Raw genomic sequence first — 14,781 nt, forward strand, 5'->3', positions numbered from 1 at the left:
GGTGAAACGTCCGGGGGAAATCTTCGATTAAAGCTCAGGTGAAACGTTCGACAGGAATGTCCGGCAGGAGTGGGGAGCATCCGTGTTCGGCACAGGCGTGAGCGATCTGACCGTCTACGACTGGCCCACCGAGGACGGCCTGCGCGGAGGCTCGCCCCACCTGCACACGCTGTGCGCCGAGGCGTACGCCGTGGTCGCCGGTTCCGGCGCCGTCCAGACCCTGACCTGGAGCGGGTACGAGGAGACGGCGCTGGCTCCCGGCTCCGTCGTCCGGTTCACCCCCGGCACGGTCCACCGCCTGGTCAACGACGGCGGCCTGCGCATCGTGGTCCTCATGCAGAACAGCGGCCTGCCCGAGGCCGGCGACGCCGTCCTGACCTTCCCCCCGGACGTCCTCGCCGACCCCGCCTGCTACGCCCGTGCCGCGCGCTCGGACCCGCGCGAGCGCCGCGACCTCGCCGTCGAGGGGTTCCTGAGGCTCCGCGCCGGGGGCCGCCCGGCCTTCGCCGCCTTCCTGGAGGCCGCCGCCGGGATCGTCGCCCCGCGCCTGGACGCCTTCGAGGCGCGCTGGCGCGACGGCCCGCTGCGCGCCGCCGAGACGACGGGCGCCCAGCTCGCGGCCCTGCGCGACGGCGACCTCGGCCACCTGCGCGAGGCCGCGGTCACCCGGCTGCCCGCCGTCCCCCGCGACGGCATGTGCGGCCACCTGATGACCTACCCGGCGGACTCCCAGGACCCCCCCGGACGGGGCCGGGCCTGAGAGACCCGGGGGGGCGTGACACCGGGCGGCGCGGCGGCGCGCGCCGCCCGGTGTTCCGTGACGCCCGGTGTTCCGTGACGCCCGGTGTTCCGTGACGCCGAGAACGGTGTTCCATGGCGGCGAGGACGGGGAAATGTCGGTGCGATCTTCTAGGCTGGGTACATGGCACGAGCTAACGACGACGTGGCCGCCGCCCTGGAGGAGTACGCCGAGCTGTTCGCGATGAACGGCGGCGACGCGTTCCGGGTCCGCAGCTACCAGAAGGCCGCCAGGGCGATCGCGGGGTTCCCCGACGACATCACGTCCGTGCCCGTGCGGAGCGTGTCGGGGGTGGGCGAGGCGATCGCCAAGAAGGTCGAGGAATACCTGGAGCGAGGCAGCTTCCGGCAGCTCGACGACCTGCGGGAGAAGGTCCCCCAGGGGGTGCGCCGGCTGACCCGGGTGGCCTCGCTCGGGCCGAAGAAGGCCGTCTTCCTCTTCCAGGAGCTGGGCATCGACTCCCCCGAGGCCCTGGTGAAGGCGATCGAGGAGGGGCGCCTCGACGGCGTCAAGGGCTTCGGCGCCAAGACGGTGGAGAACCTCCTCAAAGGCGTCGAGCACCTGGCCGAGCACAGCGCCAGGATGCACACCGGGACGGCGATGGACCTCGCGGAGCGGGTCATCGCCTCGCTGCCCGGCGCCGAGCGGATCGCCTACGCCGGGTCGCTGCGCCGGATGAAGGACACCGTCGGCGACATCGACGTCCTCGTGGTCGGCCCCGAGTCGCTGATGGACGACTTCAAGGCGCAGCCCTACGTCGCGGAGGTCGTCGCCTCCGGGGAGAAGAAGACCTCGATCCGCACCGCCCAGGGCGTCCAGGTCGACCTGCGCCTGGTCCCCGCCGAGTCGTGGGGCGCCGCGATGATGTACTTCACGGGTTCCAAGGAGCACACCGTGCACCTGCGGGAGATCATCGTGAAGAAGGGCTGGAAGCTGTCGGAGTACGGCCTGTTCGACGGCGACCGGGTGATCGCGGCCGCGACCGAGGAGGAGGTCTTCGAGGCGCTCGGCATGGAGTGGATCCCGCCGACCCTGCGCGAGGACGGCGGCGAGATCGCCGCCGCGCTCAAGCACGAGCTGCCCAAGCTGGTCACCGTCAAGGACCTCAAGGGCGACCTGCACACCCACACCGACCTGACCGACGGCATCGCCTCCCTGGAGGACATGGTCGCCGCCGCCGCTGCCCGCGGCTACTCCTACTACGCGGTGACCGACCACGCGCCCGACCTGGCGATGCACCGGATGAAGCTGGAAAAGGCCCTGGAGCAGCGCGAGCGCATCCGGAAGCTGCAGAAGAAGTATCCCAAGATGCGGCTGCTGCACGGCAGCGAGCTCAACATCGCCCCCGACGGCTCGGTCGACTGGCCGGCCGAGGTGCTGGAGGGCTTCGACGTGTGCGTGGCCAGCGTCCACTCGCACTTCAACCAGTCGAAGGCGGAGATGACCCGCCGGTTCGTCGCCGCCTGCGAGAACCCCCACGTGCACGTCATCGGCCACCCGACCACCCGCAGGATCGGCATCCGCCCGCCGGTGGACGCCGACTGGGAGGAGGTGTTCCGCGCCGCGGCCCGCACCGGCACCGCGATGGAGATCGACTCCTTCCCCGACCGTTCCGACCTCCCCGCCGACCTGGTGCGGCTCGCGCACCACCACGGCGTGAAGTTCTCCGTCGACAGCGACGCCCACGCGGTCCCGCACCTCGACAACCAGCGGTTCGGCATCGGCGTCGCCCAGCGCGGGTGGCTCACCACCGACGACGTGATCAACACCTGGCCGCTGAAGCGGCTGCTCGCCTTCCTCGGCCGCTGAGGGGCCTTCCCCCGGTCACCGGGTCTTTCCCCGGCCGCTGGAGACGCCCTCCCCGGTCACCGCGCCTTCCTCGGCCGCCGAGAGACCTCGGTCACTGAGGCGTCTTGGTCACCGAGGCCGTCTTGGTCACCGAGGCGCATTGGTGACCGAGTCCTCCTCGACCGGCGAAGGCCGCCTTCCCCGGTCGTCAAGGCGGCCTTCGCCGGTCGCCAAGACTCCTTCCCCGTCGCCACGGCGACGGGCGCTCAGCCAGGCAGGGGCGTGTCACCCCTCGCACATTGCCTATCTTTCTGGTAGGAAATACAGGTAAGACGGACGGCGCCGGACACTCACGGACGGGTATCACCTTCGGAAAAGATCCCCGGGATGCCCCTGTCCGGAAGGCATGGCTACCGTGCGAATTGGGAAGGTTACGGAAAGTGATGATCGGCGGGCCTCCGCACCTCGCCCGGGGACACCCGAAAGACGCCGGAGGTCCTACGGAGGAAACGAGAGGGAAACGTGCCGACGTGATGATGGCAACACGTGTTCTCCGATTTCTCGCATTTTCCGCCAGGAGGCCCGACCGATGCGCCAGCTGACCGCGCTCGACGCGCAGTTCCTTCACGCCGAATCGGCGACCACGGCGGCCCACGTCGCGGGGCTGGCCATCCTCGACCCCGCCTGCTCCAGCCTCGGCGCCCTCACCCGCGAGTGCCTGGTCGGGCTGCTCCGCGAGCGGCTGCACCTGGCCCCGGCGCTGAGGCTGCGCCTCGCCACCGTGCCCTTCGGCCTCGACCGGCCCTACTGGACCGAGGACCCCGACCTCGACGTCGCCGGCCACGTCCACGAGGTGACCCTCTCCGGCCCCGGCGACGACGCCCAGCTCGCCGAGCAGGTGGCCAGGATCCACGAGCGCCACCTCGACCGGGCCCGCCCGCTGTGGGAGATGCACCTCATCCAGGGCCTGACCGGAGGCCGCGTCGCCCTGTACGCCAAGGTCCACCACTGCGCCATCGACGGGGTGTCGGGGGCGGAGCTGCTCGCGGCGCTGCTGGACCTCACCCCCGAGCCCCGCGCCGTCGAGCGGCCCGAGTCCGAGCCCCGGACCACCGCCCCCGGCCTCGCCGGCATGCTCGCCGGCGCCGTGGCCAGGACGGTGCTCCAGCCCGCCAGGACGCTGTACTCCCTGGGCCGCATGGCGGCCGAGCTCGACACGATGCCGCTCACCTCGGCGCTGCCCGGCGCCCGGCAGGTGGCCGCCGCCACCCGGATGATCGCGGGGCGGGCGCCGGAGCCGGAGCCGGCCGAGCCGCCCATGCTGACCGCGCCGCGCACCCCGTTCAACGGCCCGATCGGCGCCGAGCGGCGCTTCTCCTACGGGTCGATCCCGCTCGCGGACGTCAAGCGGGTGGCCAGGAGCGCGGGGGCCAGCGTCAACGACGTGGTCATGACGCTGTGCGCCTCGGCGCTGCGCGCGTGGCTGCGCGAGCGCGACGCGCTGCCCGACCGGCCGCTGATCGCCGCGGTCCCGGTCGCGGTCCGCAACGCGAGCGCCCAGGAGGTGGTCGGAAACCAGATCTCCGTCATGGTCACCCCCATCCCGACCGACCTGGCCTGTCCCCGCGAGCGCCTGCGCGTCATGGCGGGCACGATGCTCAGCGCCAAGCGCCGCTTCGCCGGCGCCCCCACGGCCTGGCTGGGCGAGCTGTCGTCGGTCCTGCCCTCGGCCGTCACCGCGCTGGCGACCTCCGCGGTGTTCCGGCTCGCCTCGATCGTGCTGCCGCCGATCAACCTGATCGTCTCGAACGTGCCGGGGCCGCAGCTCCCGCTGTACCTGTGCGGGGCCAGGGTGCTCGCGTACCACCCCATGTCGGTGCTGACCGACGTGAGCGGCGGGGTCAACATCACCTGCTTCTCCTACGACGGCTCGCTCGACTTCGGCATCCTGTCCTGCCCGGACCGGGTGGCCGACGTGTGGCGGCTCATGGGCCACCTGCGGGAGGCCATGGACGAGCTGATGGAGCAGGTCGAGCCCGTTCCGGCCGCGCCGGTCGCCCCGCTGGAGCGGCCCGTGCCGGTCAGGGAGATGGTGCCCGCCTGAGGCGGGAGACAGGGGGCGGGGGCGTATCCCGTGAGAATCACCGCCGATGCCCCGCAACCACGTGATTGGTCAAGAAATAGAGTTGGCCCATGAGCTTTTCTGAGCTGAACCTGTTCCCTCTCTGCCTCGGTGGCAACGTATTCGGCTGGACCGCCGACCGGGACGACTCCTTCGCCGTCCTGGACGCCTACGCGGAGGCGGGCGGAAACTTCGTCGACACCGCCGACGTCTACTCCGCGTGGGTCCCCGGGCACTCCGGCGGGGAGTCGGAGACCGTGATCGGCGAGTGGATGGCCTCCCGCCGCAACCGCGACCGGATCGTGGTGGCGACCAAGGTGGGCTCGCTGGCCGGCCGCAACGGCCTGTCGGCGACCAACATCCGCGCGGCGGCCGAGGACTCGCTCCGGCGGCTCCGCACGGACCACATCGACCTGTACTGGGCCCACATCGACGACGCGGCCACTCCCCTGGAGGAGACCCTCGGCGCGTTCGACGAGCTGGTCAACGAGGGCAAGGTACGCAACATCGGCGCCTCCAACTACAGCGCCGAGCGGCTCGCGGAGGCGCTGTCGATCTCCGAGGGGGCCGGTCTGGCGCGGTACGGGGTGCTGCAGCAGCACTACAACCTCATCGAGCGCGACTACGAGGGGGCGCTGCGCGACGTGGTGGCCGAGGCGGGGCTGACCAGCACCCCGTACTTCGGCCTGGCCATGGGTTTCCTCACCGGCAAGTACCGGCCGGGGGTCACGGTCGACAGCCCCCGCGCGGGCCGGGCGGCCGAGTACCTGCAGTCGGAGCGCGGCCCGCGGGTGCTCGACGCCCTGGACAAGGTGGCCGCCGCCCACGGCGCCGTACCGGCCACCGTCGCGCTCGCCTGGCTCGCCGCCCAGCCCACCGTGGCCGCGCCGATCGCCAGCGCCCGCAACGTCGAGCAGCTCAGGCCGCTGCTCGCGGTCGCCGACCTGACGCTGTCGCAGGAGGAGCTCACCCTGCTGGACGAGGCGTCCCGCTAGTCCCGCCAGTCCGGCCGGTTCTGCCAGTCCCGCCAGTTCTGCAGTTCTGCCAGTCCCGCCGGTTCCGCCAAGGGCCGTCCGGCGGGCTCCGGGGTGACCGGGGCCCGCCGGGCGCTCACGAACGACGGGGCCCGGCCGCGACGCGGCCGGGCCCCGGGTTCCCGTACTTCCGCACGAGGTGTACGGGGGGTCTGGTACGGGGGTCAGTGGGAGACGGACTTCTCGGCACCGATGCCGGTGAGCGAGCGGACCTCGATCTCGGCGTACTTCTCCGCGCTGTACTCCTTGCTGAGGCGGGCACCGATGAACCCGGCGAGGAAGCCGATCGGGATCGAGACGATGCCGGGGTTGCTCAGCGGGAACCAGGCGAAGTTCGCGCCGGGGAACAGCGCGGTGGCGCTGCCCGAGACGACCGGCGAGAAGATCACCAGGATCAGCGCCGAGGCCAGGCCGCCGTAGATGGCCGAGACCGCGCCCGCCGTGTTGAACTTCTTCCAGAACAGGCTGTAGAGGATCGCGGGCAGGTTGCCCGAGGCCGCCACGGCGAAGGCGAGCGCGACCAGGAAGGCCACGTTCTGCCCCTGGGCGAGGATGCCGAGCCCGATCGCGACCGCGCCGATGACGAACGCCGAGATCCTGGCGACCAGGATCTCCTCCTTGTCGGTGACGTTGCCGCGCTTGAACACGTGCGCGTACAGGTCGTGGGCGAAGGAGGAGCTGGAGGCCAGCGTCAGACCGGCGACGACCGCGAGGATCGTGGCGAAGGCGACCGCCGCGATGACGGCGAGCAGGATGGTGCCGCCCACGTCGCCGAAGATGGCCTTGCCGACCGCCTCGGCGAGCATCGGCGCCGCCGTGTTGCCCGCCTTGTCCTGCGCCAGGATCGCCTTGCCGCCGACCAGCGCCGCCGCGCCGAAGCCGAGCACGAGGGTGAGCAGGTAGAAGGTGCCGATGATGCCGATGCCCCACAGGACCGACTTGCGGGCCTCCTTCGCGGTGGGGACCGTGTAGAAGCGGATCAGGATGTGCGGCAGGCCGGCGGTGCCCAGGACGAGCGCCAGGCCCAGGCTGATCAGGTCGATCTTGCCCGCGAGGCCCTGCGCCTCGGTGCCGTACTTCAGGCCCGGCTCCAGGAAGGCCGCGCCCTTGCCGCTCTGGGTGGCGGCCTCGCCGAGCAGGCCGGACAGGTTGAAGCCGTAGTGGCCGAGCACCAGCAGGGTGACCAGGGTCGCGCCGCCCATCAGCAGCACGGCCTTGACGATCTGCACCCAGGTGGTGCCCTTCATGCCGCCGACGACCACGTAGACGATCATCAGGACGCCGACGCCGACGATCGTGAGGGCCTTGCCCGTCGGCGAGGTGACACCGAGCAGCAGGCCGACCAGCGCGCCCGCGCCGACCATCTGGGCCAGCAGGTAGAAGATCGACACCGTGATGGTGGAGACGCCCGCCGCCGTACGGACCGGGCGGGGGCTCATCCGGAAGGCCAGCACGTCGGCCATGGTGAACTTGCCGGAGTTACGCATCAGCTCGGCGACGAGCAGCAGCGCCACCAGCCAGGCGACCAGGAAGCCGATCGAGTACAGGAAGCCGTCGTAGCCCGACAGGGCGATGATCCCGGCGATGCCGAGGAAGCTCGCGGCCGACATGTAGTCGCCGCCGATGGCGAGACCGTTCTGCACACCGCTGAAGGAACGGCCACCGGCGTAGTAGTCGGTGGCGTCCTTGGTGTTGCGGCTCGCCCAGAAGGTGATGCCCAGCGTTCCCGCGACGAACAGCAGGAACAGGATCGTGGAGAGGGTCTGGTGGCTCATTCGGTCTTCCCCTCGACCTCGTGGCGGATCTCGTCGGCCAGCGGGTCAAGCTTCTTCTCGGCGAAACGGGAGTAGGCCCAGGCGATGCCGAACGTCGACACGAACTGGAGCAGACCGAAGATCAGCGCCACGTTGATGTTGCCGAAGAGCTTCGTGCCCATGAAGTCGCGCCCCCAGGCGGACAGGACGACGTACAGCAGATACCACGCGAGGAACGCCGCGGTCATCGGGAACGCCCAGGCCCGGAAACGCCTCTTCAACTCCTGGAATCGTTCGTCGGTCTGAATTTCTTCGTAGACCGATGAATCATGTTGGCTGGCGGTCACTGGACCTCCCAAAATGTGATCTGGATCACGGACAACGTAGGGGCGGACGCTACCCCCGGAGGAGACCCGCACGCGGTCTCTTCGCCGAGGCGCCGCCGAGTCGCGTTCAGTTGGGTGGGGCTTGCGGTGAAAGGTCTGTCTCGCACGACGAACGGTTCCCGGGAGGATCCCGAACTCACCTACACGGTGCACTTCGTACGGCCGGCCCACGACGAACGGTCACCCGCGGCGGCCCGACGCCACCTCGTACACGGCCGGCCCGCAGTGAACGGTTCGCATGGGAGCCCGACGCCACCTCGTACGCGGCCGGCCTGCGGCGAGCGGTTCGCGTGGGAACCCGACGCCACCTCGTACGGCCGCCCGCGGCGAACGGTTCGCGGGAGCCCGCACTCACCACGGCCCGCCCCTCAGGGCGTAGACCCCGGCGCAGCAGACCGTGAGGCCGACCGCAGCCAGCAGCAGGCGGTAGTCGACGAGCGACACCAGCACGGCGCCCGCGAGCAGGGAGAACAGCTGGGCGAACCCGGCCAGGGACTCGAAGGCGGTGGACACCCGGCCGACGAGGTGGCCGGGGCTGCGGCGCTGCAGCAGGGTCGTCCTGGCCACCCCCTCCAGGGTCAGCCCGGCGCCCGCCGCCATCATCGCCCCCAGCACGACCGTCTCCGCGGGGACCACCCAGCACAGGACCGCCACCCCGTACAGGCCGATGCCCGCGCCGATCGCGAACAGCTCGCCCCGGCGCGCGATCACCGTGGCGCTCCGCAGTCCCCCGGCGATCGCGCCGAGGCCCATCGCGGTCGAGGTGAACGCGGTGAACTCCGGCGACCTGGCGAGGCCGTGCTCGATGACCGCGAAGATCAGCGATTCGGTCGCCCCGGCCAGCGAGAACATCAGGCACAGCGCCACGGCCGCGCGGCGCAGCGGCGGGTCGGCGGCGAGGTGGCGGGCCCCGGCCCAGAACTCCTCGCGCCAGCGTCCCTCGGGGGCCCGCGGGGCGGGCGGCGGGGGTTCGGGCGCGGGGAGCATGACGAAGACCCCCGCGGCGACCAGGAAGGTGACCATGTCGAACAGCACGAGCGCGCCGAGCCCGAAGCCGGTGTAGACCGCCACCCCCAGCAGCGGCCCGAACAGGCGCAAACCCTGCCGGGTGGTGTGCAGGGCACCGTTGGCCTCCGCCAGCAGGTGCTCGGGCAGGATCACCTTGAGCAGCCCGCCGAGCGCGGAGAAGATCACCGCGTACGAGCAGCCCATCGCCGCCGACACCGGGTAGATCAGCCACACCGTGTCCGGCCCGGTGACCGCGACCAGCGGGGCGAGCGAGATCCCCGACAGCACGCAGGTGACGACGAGGAGCCTCCTGCGGTCCACCCGGTCGATCAGGTAGCCGAAGAGGGGGGAGAGACACAGGGGCAGCGTGAAGAAGAACAGGGTCAGCCCGGCGGCGGCGTCGGAGCCGGTGAGGCTCTTGGCCAGGATCCCCGGCACCAGCAGCAGCGAGGCGTCGCCCAGCAGGCTGACGGCCATCCCGAAGTAGATGAGCCGGAACCGGGGCCGGCGCAGGACCTCCGGCATCACCGCTGACCGGCGGCCCGGCGCGCCGACCGGGGCACGGGCCGGGACACGGGCCGGTGTGTCTCGCCGACTTCGGCCTGGCCACCGAGCCGGGGCACGGGCCGGGACACGGGTGACACGGGTGACACGGGTGACACGGCGGGCCGACGCCCTACCCGGTTCCCGCGCGACACGACGGCGGGCCGACGCGCCGTCCGGCCCTTGTGTGACACGGCAGCGCGCCGATGTGCCGTCCGGCTCCCGTACGACACGACGGACCGCTGTTCCGACCGGCTCCCGGGTAGCACGGCAGTGGCGTCGCCGACCTCGGCGAACGCCTCGTCACCGGAGCCGGCGAGTAACAAACCTAGTCAGAACAACCGAAATGTCGGTCCATAAGCGTCATTTCGTCACAGCTCGCCGGAGCCGTCAAGAGGACCTGGACCTTCAAGAGGACCGAAGCCCCAAAAGGGACCAAGACCGCCAAAGAGACCAAGCGCGTCAAGAAGAACGAGGCCGCCAGTCGCCCCGGTCCAGGTTCAGGATCTCGGGGGTGTGCAGGCGCACCATCGTGCGCGCCACGTTCGGCGGGATACGCCCCGGCGTCAGCAACGAGACCACCACCATGACAAGGAAGGCGATCGGCACCGTCCACGCGGCCGGCTGGGCCAGCAGCGCGCCGACCAGGCCGGTGTGCGGCCCCCCGCCGATCGTCATCAGCACCGCGCCACAGGCCAGGCCGCCACCGGCGAGCAGCCCGGCCATCGCGCCGGCGGGAGTGAGCCGCCGCCACCAGATGCCCAGCACCAGCAGCGGGCAGAAGGAGGAGGCCGCCACCGCGAACGCCAGCCCGACGACGTCGGCGACCGGCAGCGAGCGGGCGAAGGCCGCCAGCCCCAGCGGGACGATCACCGCCAGCACCGCCGCCGCCCGGAACGACCGCACCCCGCCCTTGAGGATGTCCTGCCCGATGACCCCGGCCACCGAGACCGTCAGCCCCGAGGAGGTCGACAGGAACGCCGCGAACGCCCCCGCCGTCACCAGCGCCGTCAGCAGATCCCCGGCCACGCCGCCGATCAGCCGTCCGGGCAGCGACAGGACCACCGTGTCACTGCCCACCAGCTCCGGGACGTAGATCCGGCCCAGCGCGCCGTACACCGCCGGCAGCAGGTAGAAGGCACCGAGCAGCGACAGGACCACCAGCGTCGTACGGCGCGCCGCCCGCCCGTCGGGATTGGTGTAGAAGCGGACCAGCACGTGCGGCAGCCCCATGGTGCCCAGGAACGTGGCCAGGATCAGCGAGTAGGTCGAGTAGAGGCCGTACTCCCTGCCCGTCGCCAGCGGCAGCGCCCACGTGGCCGCGTCGTGCGCGCTCAGCCCCGGGGCACCGCCGTCACGCCACGCCAGCAGCAGGAACACCAGCGGCACGGCCAGCGCGGTGAGCTTCAGCCAGTACTGGAAGGCCTGCACGAACGTGATCGACCGCATGCCGCCGGACATCACGTTCACCGCGACCACGGCCGCCACCAGCAGGCCCCCCGCCCACTCCGGGGCACCGGTGATGGCCCGCAGGACCAGGCCCGCGCTCTGGAACTGCGGCATCAGATACAGCCAGCCGATCAGCACGACCAGCACCCCGGCCATCCGCCGCACCGCCATCGACTCCAGCCGCGCCTCGGCGAAGTCGGGCAGCGTGTACGCGCCCGAACGGCGCAGCGGCGCGGAGACCAGCACGAGCAGCACCAGATAGCCGCCCGTCCAGCCGACCGGCAGCCACAGCATGTCGGCGCCGTAGGTGAGGATCAGCCCCGCGATGCCCAGGAAGCTCGCGGCCGACAGATACTCCCCGCCGATCGCGGAGGCGTTCCACAGCGGGGAGACCGTGCGCGAGGCGACGTAGAAGTCGGAGGTGGTCCGCGACAGCCTGATCCCGAACGCGCCGATCAGCACCGCCGCCAGCACCACCAGCACCACCGCCGTCACACCGTACGCGGTGCTCATCCGGCGCCTTCCATGCCGTCTCCCACGGTTCCCACGGTTCCCGAAACGGGCACCTCGGACCCCGGCCCCGGGACGGTCCGCCGCATGGTCAACGGGCCCTCTCCACCAGCTCGGCGAAATGACGCTCGTTGCGTTCCGCCTGCCGGACGTAGAGCCAGGCCCCGATCACGAACGCCGGGTAGATCAGACCGCCCAGCACCGCCCAGGGCAACGGGATCCCCAGCACGTGGACCGCCCGCAGCTCCGGCATCAGCAGGAACATCAGCGGCAGCCCCGCGACCACGCACCCCAGCACCGTGCAGACGAACAGGGCCAGCCGGAACTGGGTACGGACCAGCGAACGCATGTAGACCTCACCCAGCCGGGTCTGCTCGTCGATCTCACGGGTCACCGGATAGCGCGGATGGCGAGGGGCCATCGTACGAGGACTGGTCACCACCTCCCGCCTCGGACGCTCGTCCCTGCGCGGCCTCTCGGCGTCCTTACGCGACCGGTCCGCGTCCCTGCGCGCCCGCTCGGCGTCCCTGTCCTTACGCGCCGCCCGCTCGGCCTCCTTGTCCCTGCGGGCCGCCCGCTCGGCGTCCCTGTCCTTGCGCGGCCGGTCGGCGATCCACCGGCGCGGCTCGGCCCCCTCCCCCGCCCCCGGGTCGCGGCTCACTCGGACCTGCCCCTGCGCGCCCTGCGGACCAGCAGGTCGCGCAGCTCGCGGGTGTGACGGCGGCTCACCGGGATCTCGGTCTCGCCGATGCGGACCACGCACCGGCCCGAGTCGATGTGCAGCTCGTCGATGTGCTTCACCGCGACCAGATGGCTGCGATGCACCCGTACGAACCCCGCCGTGGCCCAGCGCTCCTCCAACGTCGCCAGCGAGATGCGCACGAGATGACTGCCGCCCGCGGTGTGCAGGCGGGCGTAGTCGCCCTGCGCCTCCACGTACCGCACCTCGGTGCTCGCCACGAACCGGGTGACACCGCCGAGCTCCACCGGGATGGTGTCGGGGTCGGCACGGCCGGGACCCTCGATCTCCGGCAGCTCCGCCGAGACGAACACCCTGCGGATCGCCTCGGCCAGCCGCTCCGGCCGCACCGGCTTGAGCAGATAGTCCTCGGCCTTGATCTCGAAGGCGTCGACCGCGTGCTCCTCGTAGGCCGTCACGAACACCACCCGGGGCGGATTGGCGAACTGCGAGAGCAACCTCCCGAGCACCACCCCGTCCAGGCCCCGCATCCGGATGTCGAGGAAGACCGCGTCGATCGGCCGCCCGTCGGCGATCGCCCGGTCCAGGACACGCAACGCGGCGGCCCCGTCCCTGGCCAGGGAGACCTCCCCGATGCGGGGATCGTCACGGAGCAGATAGGCCAGGTCCTCCAGCGCGGGAAGCTCGTCGTCCACCGCAAGGACGCGCAGGCCGGTCACGGTCACTCCTCCAGATCGTTCACGAGGGAATTTCTAGAGGGTGATGAATCAGACATCGCCTGTCAACTTTTCGGTAGGGGGAAGGCCCGGCCCATCGGTGAGGGAAGGCCCGGCCCAGGCGCGGGCTCAACGGGCGGAGACACCCGGATGGTACTTCGGCAGACGGACGCTGACCTTCGTTCCCGCCCCCTTGGCCGTCTCCGCCACCAGGCCGTACTCGTCACCGTAGACCTGGCGCAACCGCTCGTCCACGTTGACCAGCCCCACCCCCCCGGCCCCCGAACGCTCGTCGGCGTCACCGGCCAGGATGCGGCGCAGACGGTCGGGCTCCATGCCGACGCCGTCGTCCTCCACACTGATCCGGCACTCGGCCCCGGCGTCCTCGGCGACGATCGAGATGCGCCCTATCCCGGGCTTGCTCTCCAGCCCGTGCTGGACCGCGTTCTCCACCAGGGGCTGCAGGCACAGGAACGGCACCGCCACCGCGAGCACCTCCGGAGCGATGCGCAACGTCACCTGCAACTGGTCGCCGAACCGGGCCCGCTCCAGGGTGAGGTAGCGGTCGATGGACCGCAGCTCCTCGGCCAGCGTGGTGAACTCCCCGTGCCGCCGGAAGGAGTAACGGGTGAAATCGGCGAACTCCAGCAGCAGCTCACGGGACCGGTCGGGATCGGAACGCACGAAGCTCGCGATGGTCGTCAGCGAGTTGTAGATGAAGTGCGGGGAGATCTGCGCGCGCAGCGCCCGCACCTCGGCCTCCATCAGACGCGTCCTCGACCGGTCCAGCTCCGCCAGCTCCAACTGCGAGTCGACCCAGTTCGCGACCTCGTGCGCGGCCCTGACCAGACCCGCCGAGGCGTGCCCGCCGTACGCGGCCAGGGAGCCCACCACCCTGCCGTCGGTGGTGAGCGGCGCCACCACGGCGAACCTGATCGGGCACTCCGGAAGGTCGCACGAGACGAGCTCGGGGCCCAGGACCCGGGTCCGGCCCCCCGAGAGCGTCTTGGCGGCGTGGGCGAACGCCTCGCGGGCGTGGTGGTCGCCCTCGCCGTCGTAGACCAGCAGCCGCTCCTCGTCGGTGATCGCCAGCGCCGGGGAGCCCAGCAGCTCCCGGAGATAGCGCGACGCCTTCTGCGCCCCCGCCTCCGTCAGCCCCGCCCGCAGCGGCGGCGCGGCCAGGGACGCGGTGTGCAGTGTCTCGAACGTGGCCCGCTCCGCGGGGCTGCTGCCCAGCTCCCTGCGCCCGCGCAACACCCGCCACAGCACCAGGGCGGGTACGCCGACCAGGGCGGCGACCAGCAACACGGCAACGAGGGGTTCCACGCTCCGGACCTTATACGCCCGGCCACGCCCGCGCCTCGTCCCTGGAGATCACGCGAGATCACATCGGTGCGTTCGTCGCGAAACCACCGATCTCGCGGACGAATCGACGACCAACTCAGCGTCTTCACAATGTAGATCAAAGCCGGGGACGGCCCGGTGACTCAGAGGGCCTCGCGGACGCGGCGGGCGTAGGACTCGGCCTCGGTGGGGTCCTCGTATTTCGTGCGGGGCCAGAAGAAGCCGCGCAGGCCGTCCTTGCGGTTGCGGGGAACGACGTGGGTGTGCAGGTGCGGGACGCTCTGGCTGATCCGGTTGTTCATCGCGACGAACGTGCCGGCCGCCTCCAGGCCCCGCTCGACGGCGACGGAGAGGGCGCGGACGCGCTCGAAGAACGGGCCGATCATCGGCACCGGCAGGTCCGCCAGCGTCTCGACGTGGCTCGGCGGGACCACGAGGACGTGGCCCTTGAAGACCGGACGCGTGTCCAGGAAGGCGACGGCCACCTCGTCGGAGAGGACGACATGGGCCGGCCGCTCCCCGGCCACGATGGCACAGAACAGACAGTCCTCACCTGGCACCCCATCAGAAACCGGCATCGCACCAGGATAGGAGGCACCGGGCGGCCCGTACGACCCCTCCGAGGCAC

General features: G+C 71.3%; 12 protein-coding genes. 4 read left to right on the forward strand and 8 right to left on the reverse strand.

Features of this window, described 5'->3' with window-relative positions; translation table 11 throughout:
* The first annotated feature begins 82 nt into the window (after positions 1–82).
* The 4 genes from ABT053_RS02140 to ABT053_RS02155 all read left to right on the forward strand — a co-directional run bounded on the left by ABT053_RS02140 (position 83) and on the right by ABT053_RS02155 (position 5,704).
* A complete protein-coding gene (locus ABT053_RS02140; protein ID WP_350966958.1) occupies positions 83–760 on the forward strand; it encodes a cupin domain-containing protein in 678 nt (225 codons plus the stop codon).
* Positions 761–922: 162 nt separating this feature from the next.
* Entirely contained in the window at positions 923–2,608 is a 1,686-nt protein-coding gene (gene polX / locus ABT053_RS02145; RefSeq protein ID WP_350966959.1) for a DNA polymerase/3'-5' exonuclease PolX, read from the forward strand.
* 568 nt (positions 2,609–3,176) lie between these two features.
* On the forward strand, positions 3,177–4,691 hold the full coding sequence (locus ABT053_RS02150) for a WS/DGAT/MGAT family O-acyltransferase (RefSeq protein ID WP_350966960.1): 1,515 nt from the start codon (positions 3,177–3,179) through the stop codon (positions 4,689–4,691).
* Between the two features lie 89 nt (positions 4,692–4,780).
* On the forward strand, positions 4,781–5,704 hold the full coding sequence (locus tag ABT053_RS02155) for an aldo/keto reductase (protein WP_350966961.1): 924 nt from the start codon (positions 4,781–4,783) through the stop codon (positions 5,702–5,704).
* Between the two features lie 203 nt (positions 5,705–5,907).
* On the opposite strand, the gene ABT053_RS02160 is transcribed toward ABT053_RS02155, so the two are convergent.
* The 8 genes from ABT053_RS02160 to ABT053_RS02195 form a co-directional block, all read right to left on the reverse strand.
* On the reverse strand, positions 5,908–7,518 hold the full coding sequence (locus tag ABT053_RS02160; protein WP_350966962.1) for a monocarboxylic acid transporter: 1,611 nt from the start codon (positions 7,516–7,518) through the stop codon (positions 5,908–5,910).
* Positions 7,515–7,844 (reverse strand): DUF485 domain-containing protein, encoded by a 330-nt coding sequence (locus ABT053_RS02165; RefSeq protein WP_350966963.1) that lies wholly within the window; start codon positions 7,842–7,844, stop codon positions 7,515–7,517. The genes ABT053_RS02160 and ABT053_RS02165 overlap by 4 nt, the downstream gene beginning before the upstream one ends.
* Positions 7,845–8,234: 390 nt before the next feature.
* Positions 8,235–9,416, reverse strand: coding sequence for an MFS transporter (locus tag ABT053_RS02170; RefSeq protein WP_350966965.1), 1,182 nt, complete (start codon positions 9,414–9,416; stop codon positions 8,235–8,237).
* A gap of 480 nt (positions 9,417–9,896) precedes the next feature.
* Positions 9,897–11,396 carry a sodium/solute symporter gene (locus ABT053_RS02175; protein ID WP_350966966.1) on the reverse strand — a complete coding sequence of 500 codons (1,500 nt, stop codon included), beginning with the start codon at positions 11,394–11,396 and terminating at the stop codon, positions 9,897–9,899.
* Positions 11,397–11,484: 88 nt separating this feature from the next.
* On the reverse strand, positions 11,485–12,054 hold the full coding sequence (locus ABT053_RS02180) for a DUF485 domain-containing protein (RefSeq protein ID WP_350966967.1): 570 nt from the start codon (positions 12,052–12,054) through the stop codon (positions 11,485–11,487).
* Positions 12,051–12,812, reverse strand: a complete 762-nt coding sequence (locus ABT053_RS02185) for a LytR/AlgR family response regulator transcription factor (protein ID WP_350966968.1) — start codon at positions 12,810–12,812, stop codon at positions 12,051–12,053. Before ABT053_RS02185 ends, ABT053_RS02180 begins: the two co-directional genes overlap by 4 nt.
* Before the next feature lie 126 nt (positions 12,813–12,938).
* Complete coding sequence (locus ABT053_RS02190) at positions 12,939–14,135, reverse strand: sensor histidine kinase (protein ID WP_350966969.1); 1,197 nt, start codon at positions 14,133–14,135, stop codon at positions 12,939–12,941.
* Between the two features lie 161 nt (positions 14,136–14,296).
* Positions 14,297–14,731, reverse strand: coding sequence for an HIT family protein (locus tag ABT053_RS02195; protein ID WP_350966970.1), 435 nt, complete (start codon positions 14,729–14,731; stop codon positions 14,297–14,299).
* Positions 14,732–14,781: the final 50 nt, after the last annotated feature.

The organism is Streptosporangium sp. NPDC002524, assembly GCF_040295985.1.
Classification (GTDB): domain Bacteria; phylum Actinomycetota; class Actinomycetes; order Streptosporangiales; family Streptosporangiaceae; genus Streptosporangium.

Excerpts from the sequence above, each read along its gene's own strand:
- polX (WP_350966959.1), top strand. The coding sequence starts at position 923 with ATGGCACGAGCTAACGACGACGTGGCCGCCGCCCTGGAGGAGTACGCC.
- ABT053_RS02150 (WP_350966960.1), top strand. The coding sequence starts at position 3,177 with ATGCGCCAGCTGACCGCGCTCGACGCGCAGTTCCTTCACGCCGAATCG.
- ABT053_RS02155 (WP_350966961.1), top strand. The coding sequence starts at position 4,781 with ATGAGCTTTTCTGAGCTGAACCTGTTCCCTCTCTGCCTCGGTGGCAAC.
- ABT053_RS02160 (WP_350966962.1), bottom strand. The coding sequence starts at position 7,518 with ATGAGCCACCAGACCCTCTCCACGATCCTGTTCCTGCTGTTCGTCGCG.
- ABT053_RS02170 (WP_350966965.1), bottom strand. The coding sequence starts at position 9,416 with ATGCCGGAGGTCCTGCGCCGGCCCCGGTTCCGGCTCATCTACTTCGGG.
- ABT053_RS02175 (WP_350966966.1), bottom strand. The coding sequence starts at position 11,396 with ATGAGCACCGCGTACGGTGTGACGGCGGTGGTGCTGGTGGTGCTGGCG.
- ABT053_RS02195 (WP_350966970.1), bottom strand. The coding sequence starts at position 14,731 with ATGCCGGTTTCTGATGGGGTGCCAGGTGAGGACTGTCTGTTCTGTGCC.